Annotated in this window: 18 protein-coding genes; 1 reads left to right on the top strand and 17 read right to left on the bottom strand. The window is 68.1% G+C overall.

Features of this window, described 5'->3' with window-relative positions; all coding sequences use genetic code 11:
• Positions 1-32: 32 nt before the first annotated feature.
• The 13 genes from GC106_RS08110 to aspS form a co-directional block, all read right to left on the bottom strand.
• Positions 33-893 carry a shikimate dehydrogenase gene (locus tag GC106_RS08110; protein ID WP_173126136.1) on the bottom strand — a complete coding sequence of 287 codons (861 nt, stop codon included), beginning with the start codon at positions 891-893 and terminating at the stop codon, positions 33-35.
• Positions 880-2100, bottom strand: a complete 1221-nt coding sequence (gene mltG, locus GC106_RS08115) for an endolytic transglycosylase MltG (RefSeq protein ID WP_312872532.1) — start codon at positions 2098-2100, stop codon at positions 880-882. The genes GC106_RS08110 and mltG overlap by 14 nt, the downstream gene beginning before the upstream one ends.
• Positions 2097-2624, bottom strand: coding sequence for a Holliday junction resolvase RuvX (gene ruvX / locus GC106_RS08120; RefSeq protein WP_173126139.1), 528 nt, complete (start codon positions 2622-2624; stop codon positions 2097-2099). The genes mltG and ruvX overlap by 4 nt, the downstream gene beginning before the upstream one ends.
• Positions 2621-5284: an alanine--tRNA ligase gene (alaS, locus tag GC106_RS08125; protein WP_173126142.1), complete on the bottom strand. Its 2664-nt coding sequence runs from the start codon at positions 5282-5284 to the stop codon at positions 2621-2623. The genes ruvX and alaS overlap by 4 nt, the downstream gene beginning before the upstream one ends.
• A 68-nt stretch (positions 5285-5352) precedes the next feature.
• A complete protein-coding gene (locus GC106_RS08130; RefSeq protein WP_173126145.1) occupies positions 5353-5619 on the bottom strand; it encodes a hypothetical protein in 267 nt (88 codons plus the stop codon).
• Positions 5616-6017: a DUF948 domain-containing protein gene (locus tag GC106_RS08135; RefSeq protein WP_173126147.1), complete on the bottom strand. Its 402-nt coding sequence runs from the start codon at positions 6015-6017 to the stop codon at positions 5616-5618. Before GC106_RS08135 ends, GC106_RS08130 begins: the two co-directional genes overlap by 4 nt.
• Before the next feature lie 57 nt (positions 6018-6074).
• Positions 6075-6242 (bottom strand): hypothetical protein, encoded by a 168-nt coding sequence (locus GC106_RS08140; RefSeq protein ID WP_173126150.1) that lies wholly within the window; start codon positions 6240-6242, stop codon positions 6075-6077.
• Between the two features lie 117 nt (positions 6243-6359).
• The gene (locus GC106_RS08145) at positions 6360-7715 is read right to left on the bottom strand and encodes a replication-associated recombination protein A (protein WP_312872533.1); all 1356 of its coding nucleotides are present in this window, start codon (positions 7713-7715) and stop codon (positions 6360-6362) included.
• A gap of 18 nt (positions 7716-7733) precedes the next feature.
• Entirely contained in the window at positions 7734-8213 is a 480-nt protein-coding gene (locus GC106_RS08150) for a hypothetical protein (protein ID WP_173126153.1), read from the bottom strand.
• A gap of 10 nt (positions 8214-8223) precedes the next feature.
• Entirely contained in the window at positions 8224-9024 is an 801-nt protein-coding gene (locus GC106_RS08155; RefSeq protein ID WP_312872534.1) for an SGNH/GDSL hydrolase family protein, read from the bottom strand.
• A gap of 71 nt (positions 9025-9095) precedes the next feature.
• Positions 9096-10292 (bottom strand): hypothetical protein, encoded by a 1197-nt coding sequence (locus tag GC106_RS08160; protein ID WP_173126156.1) that lies wholly within the window; start codon positions 10290-10292, stop codon positions 9096-9098.
• A gap of 91 nt (positions 10293-10383) precedes the next feature.
• Positions 10384-11325 carry a DUF389 domain-containing protein gene (locus GC106_RS08165; RefSeq protein WP_173126158.1) on the bottom strand — a complete coding sequence of 314 codons (942 nt, stop codon included), beginning with the start codon at positions 11323-11325 and terminating at the stop codon, positions 10384-10386.
• A 4-nt stretch (positions 11326-11329) separates the two neighbouring features.
• Positions 11330-13105, bottom strand: a complete 1776-nt coding sequence (gene aspS / locus GC106_RS08170; RefSeq protein WP_173126161.1) for an aspartate--tRNA ligase — start codon at positions 13103-13105, stop codon at positions 11330-11332.
• A gap of 198 nt (positions 13106-13303) precedes the next feature.
• Here aspS and GC106_RS08175 point away from each other — a divergent pair, with 198 nt between their 5' ends.
• Positions 13304-14257: a helix-turn-helix domain-containing protein gene (locus GC106_RS08175; RefSeq protein ID WP_246365099.1), complete on the top strand. Its 954-nt coding sequence runs from the start codon at positions 13304-13306 to the stop codon at positions 14255-14257.
• Here the strand turns inward: GC106_RS08175 and GC106_RS08180 are convergent.
• The 4 genes from GC106_RS08180 to GC106_RS08195 are packed head-to-tail and all read right to left on the bottom strand — an operon-like array spanning position 14229 to position 18452.
• A complete protein-coding gene (locus GC106_RS08180; protein WP_173126166.1) occupies positions 14229-15923 on the bottom strand; it encodes an aminotransferase class V-fold PLP-dependent enzyme in 1695 nt (564 codons plus the stop codon). The two genes, GC106_RS08175 and GC106_RS08180, sit on opposite strands and share 29 nt — an antisense overlap.
• Positions 15924-16688, bottom strand: a complete 765-nt coding sequence (locus GC106_RS08185) for an amino acid ABC transporter ATP-binding protein (protein WP_173126169.1) — start codon at positions 16686-16688, stop codon at positions 15924-15926.
• Positions 16685-17554, bottom strand: coding sequence for an amino acid ABC transporter permease (locus tag GC106_RS08190; protein WP_173126171.1), 870 nt, complete (start codon positions 17552-17554; stop codon positions 16685-16687). Before GC106_RS08190 ends, GC106_RS08185 begins: the two co-directional genes overlap by 4 nt.
• Entirely contained in the window at positions 17541-18452 is a 912-nt protein-coding gene (locus tag GC106_RS08195) for an ABC transporter substrate-binding protein (protein WP_173126174.1), read from the bottom strand. The genes GC106_RS08190 and GC106_RS08195 overlap by 14 nt, the downstream gene beginning before the upstream one ends.
• Positions 18453-18455: the final 3 nt, after the last annotated feature.

Consider the following 18455-nt stretch of genomic DNA (forward strand, 5'->3'; position numbering starts at 1 on the left):
ATCACCGTCTTGTGTATCACGGGTCAGCCGCGTCAGGCCAGCGGCAACGGCACTGTTCCGCCTGTCGCTTCAAACAGCGCGTTCCGCATGACCTCGCGGGGCGCCGGTCGGCCGGTGAACTGCTCGACCTGGCCGAACGCCTGGTGCAGCAGCATGTCGAGGCCCGTGCCGATCCGGCCGCCACGGGCCTGGACAGCGGCGGCGAGCGGGGTGGGCCACGGATGGTAGATCACGTCGACAACGCATGGCGCGGCGGCCAGTTCGGCCACATGAGCGTCAGCGACACCGGCGGGCACAGTGCTCACCACGACGTCGGACGATGCGACGAGATCCCGGAAATCGGCGTCGGACCAGCGAATCACGTCGAGTTTCACGCCAAGTCGTTCCGCGCAGCGCGAAGCGTCGGTCGCTCGGGCTGGATCCCTGACGACCAACGCGAAAGAGTCGACGTCCACACTGGCCAGAGCGACCATCGTGGCCAACGCCGTTCCGCCTGCGCCGAGCAGAAGAGCGTGCGCACCAGGCTTCTTCTGGTAACCCCCCGCGTACAGGAGGGCACCGACAACGCCATCGACGTCCGTGCAGTCCACGCGCCAGCCACCATCAGGCAACGGCACAAGCGTGTTGCCGGCGCCAACAAGGGACGCGCGCTCGGTGACCTCGGAGGCCACCGCCAAAGCCGCGTGCTTGCCAGGCATGGTCACGGACAAACCCGCCCATTCCGGTCCAAGTTCGGCAACCAGCTCAGGTAACCCGGCGGCGTCGCACGAAATCCGTGAATACGTCCATCCGGTCAGGCCCAAAGCCGCATACGCCGCCGAATGCAGAACAGGCGACAGCGAGTGCTCGACCGGTTTCCCGACGACCGCCGCACGGCGATCAGTAAGCGCCACGAGCCCTTGCTTCCCTGATGTTCTGGTCGTGCTGCGCCTGGGTCTCCGCAAAGCACGACGTCCCGTCCTTCTGGCACTTCACGAAGAACACCCACGGCCCGTCCGCCGGCTTGGTCGCCGCCTGCAGTGCCGCCTTGCTGGTGGCCGCGATCGGCGTCGGTGTGAGGCCGAAGTTGAGGTACGTGTTGTACGGGCCAGGCTGGGCACGCGCCGAAGCCTCGGTGGTGATGGTCGGCTTGTCGGAGACGTAGTTGATCGTCGAGTCGAATCCGAGGCGGATGTTGTCGGCCAGCCGCCGGTAGAGCACCCGGGAAATCTTGTCGAAGTCCTTCTCGATGCCTTCGCGCTCGATCAACGACCCCATGATCAGCACCTGGTACGGCGAGTACCCGGTCTTCTCCGCCAGCTTGGGCATACCCCAGCCGTCGAGGGTGGTCGCCGAGTCCTTGACGACCTTGGTCAACAGGTCCTGGGCGCTCAGGCCCGGCTGGACGTCGTAGACGCCCGGCGTGATCAGGCCTTCCAGCCGCCGCTTCGGTTCGGCCTGCATCGCGAACGGAACCGCCCACGCGGGCGCGCCGAGCTGGGCGAGGTCGGTCGACTCGGCGACCTTGCGCAGTTCTTCGGCTGTCGGGCCGGTCTTCTTGCCGTTGATCGTGGCTGTGCCGGCGTTGGACACCAGGGTGAAGATGCCCGGGGTGACCTTGCCGTCAGGCTGGGTGATGTCGTTGAGTTGTGTGCCCGCACGGATCTGTAACTGGCCGACCCGTGCGTCCTTGGCGATGATCCGGTCGACCGCGGCCTTGCCGGACATCTTGGTCTTCATCAGGTAGAAGCCCGGTTGGATGGCCTTGACCTTCGTCTGGCCGTCGCTCGCCGACGTGAAGGCGCGGGAGCTGGCCACGACGTCCTTCTCCTTGAGCGCCGCGCCGATGTCGGCCGTGCCCTGCCCGGCCTTCACTTCGACTACGACGTCGGTCTCGCCTGATCCGGCGTAGTCGTCGAACCCGCCGATGCCCAGGATCTGGGTGACGCCATACCAGGCGCCGCCGCCGATGATCGCGACCACGACCACGGCGACAACCCAGAACGTCGGACTACGGCGTTTCTTGCGGCGCGGTTTCCGCGGCTCGTCGTCGTAGTCGTCGTAGTCGTCGTGTTGGTCGCGGCTCCGCGAGTTGTCGAACAGTCCGAGTCCGTCGGTCACTCCGCACCCTCCGGTGAACTCTCCCCGACCCGTTCGTTTGTCCTGCGCACAGCGGCCGCGCGCGTGTCCAGCCAAGCCTGCAAAATCTCGACGGCGGCGGCCTGGTCGACCACGGCCCGCTGTTTCTTGCCGCGTACGCCGCGCTGGGACAGCATCCGGGACGCCGTCACCGTGGTCAGCCGCTCGTCTCCGAGCCGGACGGGCACGTTCCCGACCCGCTCGGCTAACGCTGTGGCGTAGGCGACCGCGCCGATCGCCGCCGGGCCGTGCCGGCCTGCCAAGGTCTTGGGCAAACCGACCACCACCTCGACCACATCGTGTTCCGCGACGAGCTCCGCGATCTGGTCCAGATCGGCTCCGGATTTCTCGTCACGTGACAGAGTAACGAGGGGAGTCGCGAGCATCGGCGCTGGATCGCTCAGCGCGACGCCGACCCTCACCGAGCCGACGTCCACGCCAAGCCTCCGACCAGGCCCGGGATCGTGGTCAGCCGGGCGATCCGCGGTCGGGCTGTCATGCGTCACGCGCCGCCCAACTCCTTGCGCAGCAGGGCGATGGCGTCGTCGACGCCAGCGGGCCTGGTGCCGCCGCCCTGGGCCATGTCCGGCTTGCCACCGCCACGCCCTTCGATCGCCGGGGCGAACGAGCCGACCAGTTTGCCGGCGGCCAGTCCCTTGTCGCGGGCGGTACCGGTGGTGGCCACGACGAAGCTGACCTTGTCACCGGCCGGGGCGAACAGGGCGACCACGCCGGCCTGGGCGTTGCCAAGCCGGTTGCGGACGTCCGTGGCGAGGGCACGCAGGGCGCCCGCGTCGACGCCCTCGGGCACGCGCTCCGCGACCAGCAGCACACCGTTGACGTCCTGGGCCTTGCCGGCCAGGTCGCCGGCCGACTGCAGCACCTGGGCGATGCGCAGCTGCTCGATTTCCTTCTCGGCGCTCTTGATCCGGCCGAGGAGTCCTTCGATCCGGCTGGGCAGCTCGGCCGACGGGACCTTCAGCTGGTCGGCGAGCTGGCTGACGAGGAGCTGTTCCTTGCGGACGTAGCGCAGGGCGTCGGAGCCGACCAGGGCTTCGACGCGGTGCACGCCGGACCCGATCGATGCGTCGGTGACCAGCTTGACCAGGCCGAGCTGGCCGATGCGCTCGACGTGCGTGCCACCGCACAGCTCACGCGAGTACTCGCCCATGTCGACCACACGCACGTTGTCGCCGTACTTCTCGCCGAACAAAGCGACAGCGCCCAGCTCAAGGGCCTTGGCCTTGGTGGTGGTGAACGTCTGCACCTCGACGTCGGTCTGCAGGTAGTCGTTCACCTCCTCCTCGACCTCGGTCAGGATGTCGGTGGACACGGAACCCGGCGTGGTGAAGTCGAACCGCATCCGGCCAGGCGAGTTCAGCGAGCCAGCCTGAGCGGCGCGCTGGCCGTAGGCGCCACGGACGGCGGCGTGCACCAGGTGCGTGGCTGAGTGGGCACGGGCGATGGACTTGCGGCGGTCACGGTCGACCGAGCCCGTCACCTCGGAGTCCAGGCCGAGCTCACCCGACAGCACGGTCACCCGGTGCACGAACAGGCCCGGCACGGCCTTCTGCACGTCGTTGACCTGGATCTCGGCGCCCGAGCCGACCAGCAGACCGGTGTCGGCGATCTGACCACCGCTCTCGGCGTAGAACGGGGTGCGGTCGAGGATCAGTTCCGCGTTCTGGCCGGCCGACACCTTGGCCACCGGCTGGCCGTCGACCAGCAGGCCGATCACGCGAGCGGTCGACTGCAGGTCGGTGTAGCCGAGGAACTGGGTCTCGCCGTGCTGCTCGAGGACCTTGCGGTACTCCGACAGGTCACCGTGCCCGGTCTTGCGGGCGGCGGCGTCGGCCTTGGCGCGCTGCCGCTGCTCCTCCATCAGCTCGCGGAACCGGGCCTCGTCGACCTGCAGGCCCTGCTCGGAGGCCATCTCCAGGGTCAGGTCGATCGGGAAGCCGTACGTGTCGTGTAGCTGGAAGGCCTTGTCACCGGCCAACACCTTGTTGCCGGCGTCCTTGGTCTGACCGGCGGCCAGGTCGAAGATCCGCGAACCGGTGGTGAGGGTGGCGCGGAAGGCGTCTTCCTCGGTCTTGACCACGGCCGAGATCCGGTCGAAGTCGCGGACGAGCTCCGGGTACGACGGTCCCATGGCGTCGCGTACGACGGCGGCGAACTCGGGCAGTACTGGCTCGTCGACGCCCAGCAGACGCACCGACCGCACGATGCGGCGCAGAAGGCGACGCAGCACGTAACCACGGCCTTCGTTGCCCGGGGTCACGCCGTCGCCGATCAGCATCACGCCGCTGCGGGCGTGGTCGGCGATGACGCGGAACCGCACGTCGTCGGTGTGGTCGGCGCCGTAGCGGCGGCCGGACATCTCCTCGGCCTTGCTGATCACCGGACGGACCAGGTCGGTCTCGTAGACGTTGTCCACGCCCTGCAGCAGGTAGGCGACGCGCTCGACGCCCATGCCGGTGTCGATGTTCTTCTTCGGCAGGGTGCCGATGGGCTTGTGGCCGTACTTCGGGCTCTGCTCGCCGCGCACGTCCTGCATGAAGACCAGGTTCCAGATCTCCAGGTACCGGTCCTCGTCGACGACCGGGCCGCCTTCTTTGCCGTACTGCGGGCCGCGGTCGTAGTAGATCTCCGAGCAGGGACCGCCGGGGCCGGGCACGCCCATGTCCCAGTAGTTGTCCAGGCCGTCACGGCGCTGGATCCGCTCGTCCGGCAGGCCGGCGATCTTCTTCCAGAGCTGAAGGGCCTCGTCGTCGTCGAGGTAGACCGTGGTCCAGATCCGGTCGGGGTCCAGGCCGAAGCCGCCTTCGGCGACCGGGGAGGTGATCAGGTTCCAGGCGTGCTCGATGGCACCGGCCTTGAAGTAGTCGCCGAACGAGAAGTTGCCGGCCATCTGGAAGAACGTGTTGTGCCGGGTGGTCTTGCCGACCTCGTCGATGTCGCCGGTGCGCACGCACTTCTGCACGCTTGTGGCGGTCGGGTACGGCGGCGGGGCCTCACCGAGGAAGTACGGTTTGAACTGCACCATGCCGGCGTTGACGAACAGCAGGTTCGGGTCGTCGAGGATCAGCGAGGCGCTCGGGACCTCGGTGTGACCGGCGTTCTTGAAGTGGTTCAGGAAGCGGTTGCGAATCTCATGCGTTTGCACGGCTCATCCCTGGAGGGTGTTGACGACGGTGGTGGCGGGCACGGCGGAACGACGGGCTGCGAAGCGACTCAGTCGTCCGCCCGTCGCGCTCGCGCGCCGTGCAAGCGCACGCCCGACCGCTCGGTCACCACGTCCTGCAACTCCCTCTCACGCTCTGCCATCCCCGCGCGCACGTCCGCTCCGAACGCGCCCACGGCGCCCGCCAGCTCACGCACCGCGTCGCTGACGTTCTCGGCCACACCAGCCGGGGTCGCCTGGTAGGCCTTCTCCCTGAGTTTACGTGACAGCGCGACGCCGGCCGCCACGCCGACGCCGAGCCAGAACAGCCTGCTCATTTACGACCCCTACGACGACGCGTGTGCTTGCCCTCGCGCTCATCCTTGCGCTTGCGGCGGGCCTTGATCGCCTTGCTCAGGCCGTACGACACCGCGGCGACCTTGACAAGCGGGCCGCCGAGGGTGGCGGTGAACACCGAGGTCAAGGCGGACACGTTGCCGCTGACCGCCTGCGCGTTCGCGGTGATCCCGTCCACCCGCTCAAGCTGCGTGTTGACGTGGTTGAGCGTGGTGTTGGCGCCGGTGAACAGCGGATCGGTGTTCTCGTGCGCCTTGCGGATCGCGATGGTGGCCTCGTCCAGCGTGCGTCCGAGCTTGATCAACGGGCGCGCCACCAGTATCACCAGCAGCAGGAACACGGCTACTGCCGCAGCCGCGATCCATTCCCCTGCGGACACGAAGCCTCCCGTAAGGCGTTGCTCGAATTGGGTGAAGGAAAGGTTACCGGTGGACCGTCAGTCGTCCGGCAGCGCCTCAAGAGCGACGGCTTTGCGCATCTCGGCACGCGACTGCTTGTACCTGGATGACGGCTCGCCCCAGAGTTCCTTCACCCGCTGCCGCTCGGGCACAGGACGGGTGGTGAGGTACATGGCGAGCCTGGAGCGGGCAGCGTGGTCGTACACACCACGTCCTTGATGTGCTGTGGCGCGAATAAGTTCACCGGTTCGAGCGACAGCCGCGGCTCCTCGTGGGCTCGCCGCACGTCTGCCTTGTTTCGTCTGCGGCTTTGCCGTCGACCATCATTCGCCCCGGATCGCCTTGCGGAGCTTGGGCACGCGTTCGGACAACGCCCGTTCGGCGCCCCGGTTCGTCGGTTCGTAGTAGTCGCGGCCGACCAAGTTGTCCGGCGGGTACTGCTGCGCGAGGACGCCTTCCGGCACATTGTGCGGATACCGATAGCCCTGAGCGTTGCCGAGGCGGGCGGCGCCCGCGTAGTGACCGTCGCGCAAATGTGCGGGCACGGTGCCCGCACCGCCGGAACGCACGTCGGCGAGCGCGGAGTCGATGGCCGTGATCACCGCGTTGGACTTCGGTGCGGTGGCGAGGTGGATCGTCGCCTGCGCGAGCGCGAGGCGGCCCTCCGGCATACCGATGAACTGCACAGCGTGATGCGCGGCGACGCACACCTGCAACGCGGTCGGGTCGGCCATGCCGATGTCCTCACTGGCGTGCACGACCAAACGCCGGGCGATGAACCGCGGGTCCTCCCCCGCTTCGATCATCCGCGCCAGGTAATGCAGCGCCGCGTCGACGTCCGAGCCGCGGATGGACTTGATGAAGGCGCTCGTCACGTCGTAGTGCTGGTCGCCCTGCCGGTCATAACGGACGGCGGCCTTGTCGACAGTCGCCTCGACCGTCGCGAGGTCGATCTCGGACAGACCGGTCGCGGCCGCTGAGTCCGCCGCCGCCTCCAGTGCGGTCAACGCCCGCCGGGCGTCGCCGCCGGCCAGCCGGACCAGGTGGTCCTCCGCGTCCTTGGCCAGTCCGAGCCGGCCGTCCAGGCCGCGCGGATCAGCGACCGTGCGGCGGATCAGCACCCGGACGTCCTCGTCGGTCAACGGGTGCAGCTGCAGCACCAGTGATCGGGACAGCAGCGGCGACACGATCGAAAAGAACGGGTTCTCCGTGGTCGCCGCGACCAACAGGACGATCCGATCTTCGACCGCGCCCAGCAACGCGTCCTGCTGGGTGCGCGAGAAACGGTGCACCTCGTCGATGAACAGCACCGTCGATTCACCCGACCGGGTCAACCGACGCTTGGCCTCGTCGATCACGGCGCGCACTTCTTTGACGCCCGCGGTGAGCGCCGACAACGCGACGAACCGCCGGCCGATCGCCTGCGACACGAGCGTGGCCAGCGTCGTCTTGCCGGTGCCCGGCGGGCCGTAGAGCAACACCGAGGCCGGTGCGGCGCCTTCGACCAGGCGACGCAACGGCGATCCGGCTCCGAGCAGGTGGTCCTGGCCGACGACCTCGTCAAGCGACCGCGGCCGCATACGCACCGCCAGCGGAGCGTTCGCGGCGACTCGCTCCGCGGAACCCGGGTGAGGTTGCGGGGCGGATGGCTCGGAAACGTCGAAAAGGCCCTCGTCCACGGCAAACACGCTACCTAATCAGGGCCCGCCCACCGGTCCCGCGGGCAAGACGTCCGCCAGGTAGGCGTCGAGGTCCGGCCGGTCGGGCGTCATCACGTGGCGCACCCAGGCCGAACGCTCATGGACCAGAGCGGGCAGCTCCCACACGCAGCCGATCAACGGCTCGGTCAGTTCACCGAACGCCACGTTCTCCAACGGCGAGGAAGCGGCCCGGACGTGCAGGATCGCCTGGTAGACCCACGTGTAGACGTTCAGCCACAACGCGTCCGCGCCCTGGTGGAGCACGGCGAACGCGTATCGCGGTGAGGCGGCCTGCTCGTGCGCGAGGGACGGATGCGTCAGGGACGACGGCAGCAGCTTGGGCAGGAAGTCGTCCGCGGCGGTGACCGTCGAGGTGACGATCGGCTCATGGCCGATCGTCACCTGGTATCGCTTGATGGTCCAACCGCCGACCTGGGTGGCGGGCAGCGGCTGGGAGTAGCGCTCGGCGAAGCTCATGGCTCGCACATTAGCGAGCGGGGCCGGCGAAACCCTTGATCATGATCGACAACGCGTACGGCACGAGATCGCGGCCGCGCCGCCACAGCCAGGGGATGCCCTTCACGACCAGCCATACGACGTGTCCGGCCGTCCCGACCTGACGTCCGCCGGAACACGTCAGGCTCACCGGGTTCGGGATCGCGCATCCACGATCGGAAAGCAGCGCGGCGAAGCCCTGCGCCAGCATGCGGTGTCCCAGTTCGGACGGGTGCAGCCGATCGACGCTCCACGCGCTCATCTCGTACGCGCCGGGCAGCAGGTCAAGATCCAGGCATCCGGCGTCGTAGGCCGCTGAAACCGAATCGATCACCGCGTTGAGCGCACCGATGCGACTTCGCAGCGCACGCCGCAACGGCCCGGGCAGCCGGAAAACCTTCGCGTGGTCATGGAACCGCACGGTCAGCACAATCGTGCCCACGGCCTGGAGCGCACTGACCACATGCTCCAGATCGGCCCGGATGCGTTCCGCGTCGAAGTCCGAACGCAAGGTGTCGTTCATGCCGACGATCAGGATGGCCACCTCGGGCGCCATGGCCAGCGCCTGCGGCAGCTGGATCGTGCGCACGCAGCCCATCCGGGCGCCGGTGAACGACACGTTGGCGAACCGCACCGATTCGTTGCCGCTGAGCGCGTCGGCCAGCAACGGGCCGACGCCACGCCATCCACCGCCAGGCAAGGGATCGCCCAGCCCCACCGCAGTCGAATCCCCCAGCACGACGAGGCTGCGTACCTGACGTACTCCCTGGGGCGCATACTCCAGCACGGTCACGGCACAACGATGTCTGCCGTGCGCTCACCAGCGGTGACTTCGGGTTAACCGTCCGAAGACGCCTTTTTGAACTATCGGAACGCCGGGTACATCGGCAGGTCCAGGTCCGGGCCGAACTTCTTGGTCAGCCCGTCGACCACGGCCTGCGCGTGTTCGGCGATGTTGTCCGCGCCGGCCCGTGCGGCCTCGTCGCACAGGTGCCGCCAACGAGCGGCCAACGCGACACTGCGCCGAGGAGACGGCAGGTGGGCGTCGAGCGGACCGTCCTGTTCACCGGGTCGTGGCAGGAACCAGAACGTGGAGGCCCAGACCCAGAACAGCTGCGCGTCCAGCATCCGCGGCAGCACGACCGAGTCGTCGGCCAGATCCGGCCACATCATGCGGACCTCGGCGCGCCACGCGGCGAACATCGCCTCGGTCATCCCGGCGGGCAACGCGAAGGCGCACCAGCACGACGGGAACGGCACCCGCAGGTATGCCGCGTCGAGCATGATGTTGCGGACGCAGCCGCCTTCGAAGTCCAGGAAACGCACGCCGCGGCTGGTGATCAGGTTGTTGTCCGGGCACAGGTCCGACGGGCTGAAGCCGCGGTGCCTGCTGGTCGCCAGCAACCACCGGGTGCGCTCGGCGCGCTCGAACACGTGCGCCGGGGTGTGCACGCCGAGAACGTCCTCGATCAGTTGCGGCAGGCGCTCGATGGCGGCGGGACCGTTGACGGCCAACGGATCACCTTTGACTTTCGCGGAGGACAGCCGTCGCATCAACGCGTCGAAGTCGGCTTCCCGGCCGGCGGTGGTCGCGTGCAAGCGCCCCAATGACCGAGCCCACGACAACAAGGCGCGTTCCGCGGCCCGTGCGTCGTCGCCGAGGAGTTTGTCGGCGAGCGTCGGGGCGCGGCCAAGGTCTTCTATAACGATCACGCCCGCCGCGCCATCGTGCGCATACAGCTCCGGGCACATCCGTTCGTCCGCCGTCAGCGCGGTGAACAGCTGGTAGCTGACGGCCTCGCGGACGAACGCCTCGGACGGCACCGGCTGGTTGTAGCGCTTCACCACGAGTGTGCGCGGAAGCGAGAAGGGGGTGGCGGCCACGCGCACCCGGACGACGGTCGAGAGTTTGCTGCCGCCGAGGTCTTCCGGCTCGGCGAGCTGGATCTTGGCTCCGTAGCGGCGTCGGAGCACGGCTTCCGCGGCGCTCACCGCCTCGGTGATGGCCGGGTTCGGCGGCTGGTCGAGATCGGGCGGGTCGGCGGCGATGTCCACACTCATCTCCTCTGACCCTACTCCCGCGTCATAGCGGCCCCGACAGTAGTCACAATCAACGATAGAGACGCGAACTCAGGCCCAACAGGTCACGATCTCACCCAGTGGACAACGGACGGCCGTTGTCCTGGCTGGTCCACGTCCGTTTGCGCACCAGCAGCACGAACCCCGCGGCCAGGACCACGCCGATCAGGTTGACCACCAGCTGGCCGAACGAGTACAGACATCGTTGCCATTCCCCCAGCACCGCGGCGACCGCCGCGTAGCCGGCCGCGGGGATGGTCGTCACGGAGATGAACACCCCCACCAACGCGGCGGATTTGGACGAGGTCATCGACAGCATTCCCGCCGCTCCTGCCAACAATGCCACGATCAGCGAGAACACGCCCACGTCGTAGACGAAATCGAGGTTGTCCGCCGACCGGACGGCGTTGACGTCCAGCAGTCCCCCGGCCTGCGCGAGCAGTGTGCCGCCAGCCGTGATCAGCATGGCGACCGGGAAACCGACCGCCAACGCGACCGCGGCCCGGCTGACGAGATCCCACCGCCGGCGCACCATGCCGACCGCCATCGCCGCGAGCGGGCCGAATTCCGGTCCGACCACCATGGCGCCGACGAGCGTCACGGTGGAGTCGGTCACCACGGCCACTCCGGCCAGCAGGCACGCGATCGTGATGAATCCGAGGAACGTGCCGTTGAGCCGGGACTCCTCGCCGGTCCGGGTCAGCAGCTCCTGCCACACGACGGCGTCGGCACCCTCACCTGGTGCCGCCGCCATCGCTTCGTCGGCGGCGTCCGAGACTGCCGTATCGATCTGCTCCACGGTGATCGCACCGAGGTGATCGAGGTCGATCGCGCACAATTGCTCGATCACCTCGTCGGCCGCTTCGCGCGCGACATCGGCCTCGACGACGTCGCCTTCCGGCGCCACAGCCACACCCGGCAACACGATCAGGTGCGTCGCGCCCGGCTGGGCCTTGAGCAGGTCGACCACCGCGGTGGTGCGCTCGGGCGGGCACACCACCCGCAGGTGCAACATCGCCTCAGGCCTGCGGCTGCGGCTTGGGCTTGAAGTCGACGCCCGCTTCCTTGCGCTGCTCCGCGGTGATCGGGGCGGGCGCGCCGGTCAGCGGGTCGTACCCGCCGCCGGACTTCGGGAACGCGATAACGTCGCGGATGGAGTCGGAACCGGACAGCAGCATGCAGATCCGGTCCCAGCCGAACGCGACACCGCCGTGCGGCGGCGGGCCGTAGGAGAACGCGTCCAGCAGGAAGCCGAACTTCTCCTGGGCCTCCTCCGGACCGATGCCCATCACGGTGAACGCGCGCTGCTGCACCTCACGGTTGTGGATACGGATCGAGCCGCCACCCAGCTCGTTCCCGTTGCACACCAAGTCGTACGCGTAGGCCTTGGCGTTGCCGGGGTCCTGCTCGAAGCGGTCGATCCATTCCGGGGTCGGCGAGGTGAACGCGTGGTGCAACGCGGTCCACTTGCCCGAGCCGACCGCGACGTCGTCCGAACCCTCGACGGCCTGGAACATCGGGAAGTCCACGACCCAGACGAACGACCAGGCGGACTCGTCGATCAGGCCGCACTTCCTGCCGATCTCCAGCCGCGCGGCGCCCAGCAGCGCGCGGGAGGAGTTCGGTTCGCCCGCGCCGAAGAAGACGCAGTCGCCGGGGTTCGCGCCGACGGCCTTGGCCAGGCCCTCGCGCTCGGCGTCGGAGATGTTCTTGGCGACCGGGCCGGTCAGGGTGCCGTCCTCGGCGACGAGTACGTAGCCCAGGCCCTTGGCGCCACGCGTCCTCGCCCATTCCTGCCAGGCGTCGAGCTGGCGCCGCGGCTGGCTGGCGCCGCCTGGCATGACGACCGCGCCGACGTACGGCGCCTGGAACACGCGGAAGGGCGTGTCCTTGAAGTATTCGGTGAGGTCGGTGAGCTCGACGCCCAGCCGCAGGTCCGGCTTGTCTGAGCCGTACCGGGACATCGCCTCGGCGTAACTGATCCGCGGGATGGGCAGCGAGATCTCGTAACCGCCGAGTTTCCGCCACAGCGCCGAGATGACCTTCTCGGACAGCGCGATCACGTCGTCCTGGTCGACGAAGCTCATCTCGATGTCCAGCTGGGTGAACTCCGGCTGGCGGTCGGCGCGGAAGTCCTCGTCGCGGTAGCAGCGGGCGATCTGGTAGTACCGCTCCATCCCGGCGACCATCAGCAGCTGCTTGAACAGCTGCGGCGACTGCGGCAGCGCGTACCACGAACCCGGCTGCAGGCGGGCGGGCACGACGAAGTCACGTGCGCCTTCCGGCGTCGAACGGGTCAGCGTCGGGGTCTCGATCTCGAGGAAGTTCTCGTCGTGCAGCACTTCGCGCGCGATCCGGTTCGCCTCACTGCGCAGGCGCATCGCGGCGGCGGGGCCGCTGCGGCGCAGGTCGAGGTAGCGGTGCTTGAGACGGGCCTCTTCGCCGACGCTCAGGTGCTCGTCCAGTGGGAACGGCAGCGGCGCGGCCTCGCTGAGCACCTCGAGTTCGGTGGCCAGCACCTCGATCTGCCCGGTCGGGATGTCGGCGTTCTCATTGCCCTCGGGGCGGACCGACACCTCGCCGACGATCTTGACGCAGAACTCGCTGCGCAGTTTGTGCGCGCGCTCGGCCATCTCGCCTTCGCGGAACACGACCTGGGAGACGCCGGACCGGTCACGCAGGTCGATGAAGATGACACCGCCGTGATCGCGCCTGCGGGCCACCCAGCCGCTCAGTGTGACGGTCTGCCCGGCGTGCTCGGACCGGAGAGTCCCGGCCTCATGGGTGCGGATCACGGGTAGTGCACTCCAATTCACGATCAGCTGTCAGCTCAGGGCCGAGGTCAGGCCCAGGTGAAAAGGCTAGCCAACGCGTCGACGTCATTTACGGTCGGCTACCGGCTGACGCGCCAGAAGACCAACTCTTGTCGGTACCACGGGCGGTTACCGCGAAGTAGTGTCGTGTAACGGTTCATGACCCAGGGGAGCCGAACTATGGGAGGCTGGCCGGTTGGGGACGCCGGCGCGGTCGACGAGGTCGACGTGCTGGCTGGTGATGCGTTCCCCGTCGCCCTGCGTGCGGCGATCCGCGCGAGTGGGCTGAGTCTTGACCGGATCCAGTACCGGCTCAGAGCCCGGGGCCTGACCATCAGCGTGACGGCGCTGAGTTACTGGCAGTCGGGCAGGCGCAGGCCGGAACGGCCGGAGTCGATGAGCGCGCTGAAGCATCTCGAGGAAGTGCTCGGAGTGGAGTCGGGGTCTTTGACCGCGTTGCTCGGGCCGCCGCGTCCGCGTGGCCGAGCGCAACGTACGCCGACCGCGATACCCATCGACGCGTTATGGAACAACCGCGAGCAGTTGGCGCCGTTGCTGGCGCGGATGGATCTGGCTTCGGACACGTCCTTGACGCGCATCAGCCAACACGATCGGGTGGAGATCGCGGGCGACCGTGGCGAACGCAACGTGCGCGTCCGCCAGGTGTTACGTGCCGAGCATGACGGCGCCGACCGCTGGATCTCTGTCTACGACGTCGCGAAGCCCGGTAATCCGCTGCCGCGGATCGTGCCGTTGCAGTCGTGCCGGCTCGGCCGCGTCGCCGAGGACCCCGAGGCCGGTCTGATCGTCAGCGAACTGCTCTTCGACCGTCCGCTGGCACGCGGCGACACCGTGATCATGGAGTACGAGGTCGCCATGGCCGGGCCGCCGTACGCGCGCGGCGACGATTCGTTCTGCCGCAAGTTCCGGCTGCCGGTCCGTGACTACGTCGTCGAGATGCGGTTCGACCCGACCGATCTGCCGGCGTACTGCCACCAGGTCAGCACGCCCGCCGACGACCCGGACTCCGCGACGCGGCGGGATCTGGTCGTCGACAGTGCGGGCCGGACGCACGCCGTTGTGCTCGGTTTCGGGCCGGGCACGTTCACGGTTGAGTGGGGCTGGGTCCCCTGATCTCGTTCAGGTAGTTGTAGATCGTGTACCTCGTCACCTGCAGTTCGGCGGCGAGGTAGTCGACGGCGTCCCTGATCAGGAAGAACCCTGCTTCGTCGAGCACTTTGACGACCTGGGACTTGTGCGCCTTCTTCATCAGCCCGACGGGCACGCCGACGTCCGCGACCGCGCGTTCGACCAGGTGCCGTTGCAGTGTGTCGACGTCGCCGGGGAACGTCTCCACGTCCTGTGCGGGCGGCGTGGCCGACATGGACTCGGAGTTGACGCACAGGCATCCGACGGCGACGCCGTCCGGGTCGCGGATGAACACCGTGGACGACGTGATCGGCCGTCCGTCGGGCGCGTGGGTTTCGTAGTTGGTCAGGTCCTGGGTGGTTCCGCGGCGCACCAAACCGAGCAGCAGGTCGGTCATCGGGCCGCCCACCGTCCGGTGGGTCAGGTCGCCGGCGATGGCCACGATCGAGTTGGGCAGTTTGCTCAGGTCGTGCAGGACCACTTCGGTGCCCGGCCCGAGTGCCGCGCCGAGTCCGTTGATCGTCGGGATCAGCGTTTCGAGCACTCCGGCGACCGACCGTTTCGGTTCGGCGCCCGGCCGACCGGTCGGCAGGAGACGCTTCAGCGCGATGGACAGTTGGTCGATGGTGTCCGCGGTCGTGGACACGTGCGGCGACAACCGGACGTGCTCGGGGCGGATGGTCGCGCTGATTCCCTCCGCGTTGAGGACCGCGCCCACGGTCTCGGCCGGGTGGCCGGGGATCGTGAACGCCAGGATGCCGGCCCGGCGAGCGGGTTCGAAGGACGAGACGATCTGGCCGCCCGCTCGGTGCACCACGTCGCCGAGTTCGTCGATCTTGGCCGAGATCTCCGCCTCGATCTGGCTGATCCCGGACTGCTCGACGAGCTCCAGCGCGACGTTCAGCGCGCCCGCCGCGATCGGGCTGAGGTTCGTCAACGACCAAGCCGCCGCGAACGGCGCCGGTTGGTGCACCTCGTTGTCGAACAGCCCCGGGTCCTCGGCGCCGGTCCAGCCGGACAGCACCGGATCGAGCCGTTCGAGTGCGCGGTCGGACAACACCATGAATCCGGTCGACCATCCGGCGCGCAGCCATTTCTGTCCGCCGACCACGAGTACGTCGGCGACCTCCCACGGTTCGTCGACAACGCCGAAACCCTGGATGCCGTCGACGACGAGCAGGCGGTCGCCGGCGATGTCCCGCATCCGCGCCAGGTCCGCGCGATAGCCCGTCCGGAAATCGACCGCGCTGAGCGATATCGCGACCGTCTCCTTGGTCAGGCCTTCCCCGATTTCCGTCACATGACGAACCCAGTGCGGAGTCACGCCCGGTGCCCGTGACCAGGGATAAGTGTTCGCCGGGAACTCGGCCGCGGAGACGACGACCTCGCCGGTCACACCGAAAGCGACCTGGAAAAGGCCGGTGCTGGTGTTGGGGAGCAGCACGACATGGTCGGTGTCCGTCCGGCAGAGCCGGGCGACCGCCGCTCGCGCGCGCAGATCCTGACGCATCAGGTCGTCGACCGTCGTGGGCCCGGCGACCGCCGAGTACTCGGTCAGCCGCGACCGCTCGGCGAGCACGGCGTTGGACGGCGGGCCGAACCGCGCGAAGTCCAGGTATCCGGTGGGCTCGCGGAACTGGTTGGGGATCACCTATAGCACCTTCGCCAGGAACTGCTGTGTGCGCTGATGTTCCGGGTTGTCCAGGACCTGGCTGGGCGGGCCGGTCTCGACGACGGCGCCGTCCACCATGAACACGACATGGTCGGCGACCTGACGGGCGAAACCGATCTCATGGGTCACCACGATCATCGTCATGCCGTCCTTGGCCAGCCCCACCATCACGTCCAGTACCTCGCCGACCAACTCCGGATCCAGCGCCGAGGTCGGCTCGTCGAACAACATCAGCTTCGGTTCCATCGCCAGTGCCCTGGCGATCGCTACGCGCTGCTGCTGCCCGCCGGACAACTGGCCCGGATAGGCGTCGGCCTTGTCCGCCAGCCCGACGCGGTCAAGCAGTGCCATCGCCTTCTTCCGCGCCTCGGCCTGGTCGCGGCGCCTGACCTGGACCGGTCCTTCGACGACGTTCTGCAACGCCGTGCGGTGCGGGAACAGGTTGAACCGCTGGAACACCATGCCGATGCCCCGGCGTTGCTTGGCTACGTCACGTTCGCGCAGCTCGTACAACTTGCCGTTGCGCACGCGGTAACCGATCGGTTCGCCGTCGACCCAGATCTGGCCGCCGTCGAGCGGCTCCAGATGGTTGATGCAGCGCAGGAACGTGCTCTTGCCCGCGCCGGACGGGCCCAGCAGGCAGACCACCTGGCCGGGCTGGACGTCCATCGACACATCGTGCAGCACAGTCGTGTGGCCGAATTTCTTGACCACACCGACCGCACGAACCAGTGGTTGCGTCATGCCCGCCCCAACTTCAGTGACCGGCCGACCTTGTTGCGCAGGCGATGCGCGCGGTCGGCGGCGTCGAACGACCGTTCCAGGTAGTACTGGCCGACGCTGGCGATGCTGACCAGGATCATGTACCAGGCCGCGGCCGCCAGCAGCGTCTCCATGAACTCCAGGTTGCGCGAGGCGATGTTGCTCGCGGCCTTGGTCAGTTCGACGTACGGGATCACCGAGGCGATCGACGTGCCCTTGAGCATGTTGATGAAGTCGTTGCCGGTCGGCGGGATGATCACCCGCATCGCCTGCGGCAGCGTCACGCGGATCAGCGTCTTGCCGGGTGTCATCCCGATCGACTGCGCGGCTTCGATCTGCCCGCGGTCGACGCTGTTCAGTCCGGCGCGGATGATCTCGGCCATGTAGGCGCTCTCGTTGAGCCCGAGGCCGAGCAGCGCGGCGGCGAACGCGTTGATCACCGTGTTGGTCGGCGCGTCGACGACGAACGGGATCGAGATGACCGGGAACACCAGCGCGAGGTTGTACCAGATCAGGATCTGCAGCAGGACGGGCAGACCACGGAAGATCCAGATGTAGCCCCACGCGAACCAGCGGGCGACCGGGTTGGCCGAGCGGCCCATCAGCGCGATGACGATGCCGATGACGATCGCGCCTGCCTGCGCGGCGACCGCGAGGCCGAGGGTGCGCCACAGGCCGTCGATCATCACCTCGAACGCGAAGAAGTCCGGGATGTCCTCCCAGAGGATCTGCGCGTCGGCGAACGCGAACCCGAGCGCGACCAGGATGCCGACGATGACCGCCGCGCCGACCCACCGTCCCCAGTGGGTCAGCCGGACGATCGGCATGGTGGGGTCAGGGGCCGCCATTGACGGTGACCTTCTGGATCGCGCCCTGGGTGACGTTCCACGACTGCAGGATCTTGGTGTACGTGCCGTCGTCCACCAGCGACTGCAGCGCCAGCTGCACGGCTTTGGCCAGTTTCGGGTTCTGCTTGTTCACGCCGATGCCGTACGGGCCGCCGTTGATCGGCGGCAGGTTGACGACCTCGAAGTACTTGCCCTCGCCCGCGGTCTGGGCCACGTACACCGCGGTCGGCAGGTCGTTGAGGATCGCCTGGACGCGGCCGGTGCGCAGCTGGTTCTGGTTCTGCGTGTCACTGTCGGTGGCGGCGACCGTGACCTCGCCCTTGCCCTGCTGGGTGCAGATCGTGCCGCGTTCCTTGGCGTACGTCTCCTGGCTGCTGCCGGAGTTCACGGCGACCGCCTTGCCGCAGAGGTCGTCCGGTGACTTGATGCCCGCCGGGTTGCCCTTCTGGACCATGATCGTGATGCCCGACGTGAAGTAGTCGACGAAGTCGATGGACTTCTGCCGTTCCTTGGTGTCGTTCATCGCGGCCATGGTCAGGTCGATCCGGCCGGCCTGCAGGCTGGTGATCAGCGAGCCGAAGGCCATGTCCTCGTAGACCATCTCCACGCCCAGCCGCTTGCCGATCGCCTTGGCCAGGTCGACCTCGGAACCGATCGGTGTCTTGCCGTCGGCGGCGTAGAAGTTGTTCGGCGGGTTCTGGATGTTCGAGCCGATCCTGATCCGGCCGGCCGAGGCGATCTCCGGCGGCAGCTCCGCCGCCAGTTTGTCGTCCTTGGCCACCGCCGAAACGGGCGAGTCCTGCCCGCTGGGAGCCGGCGCGCCGGCCGGCTCGTCCTTGCCGCCACAAGCTGTGAGCAGCGCTAACGCCGCTGCCAGCACGCTGATCCGTCGAAGCATGCG

Origin of the sequence: Kibdelosporangium persicum, assembly GCF_013280595.1 — a bacterium.
Lineage (GTDB): Bacteria > Actinomycetota > Actinomycetes > Mycobacteriales > Pseudonocardiaceae > Kibdelosporangium > Kibdelosporangium persicum.

Bases quoted from the DNA above. Each gene is read 5' to 3' on its own strand.
- GC106_RS08185 (WP_173126169.1), bottom strand. From the start codon at position 16,688: ATGACGCAACCACTGGTTCGTGCGGTCGGTGTGGTCAAGAAATTCGGC.
- GC106_RS08165 (WP_173126158.1), bottom strand. From the start codon at position 11,325: ATGTTGCACCTGCGGGTGGTGTGCCCGCCCGAGCGCACCACCGCGGTG.
- GC106_RS08190 (WP_173126171.1), bottom strand. From the start codon at position 17,554: ATGGCGGCCCCTGACCCCACCATGCCGATCGTCCGGCTGACCCACTGG.
- GC106_RS08160 (WP_173126156.1), bottom strand. From the start codon at position 10,292: ATGAGTGTGGACATCGCCGCCGACCCGCCCGATCTCGACCAGCCGCCG.
- GC106_RS08150 (WP_173126153.1), bottom strand. From the start codon at position 8,213: ATGAGCTTCGCCGAGCGCTACTCCCAGCCGCTGCCCGCCACCCAGGTC.
- GC106_RS08175 (WP_246365099.1), top strand. From the start codon at position 13,304: ATGGGAGGCTGGCCGGTTGGGGACGCCGGCGCGGTCGACGAGGTCGAC.
- GC106_RS08130 (WP_173126145.1), bottom strand. From the start codon at position 5,619: ATGAGCAGGCTGTTCTGGCTCGGCGTCGGCGTGGCGGCCGGCGTCGCG.
- GC106_RS08195 (WP_173126174.1), bottom strand. From the start codon at position 18,452: ATGCTTCGACGGATCAGCGTGCTGGCAGCGGCGTTAGCGCTGCTCACA.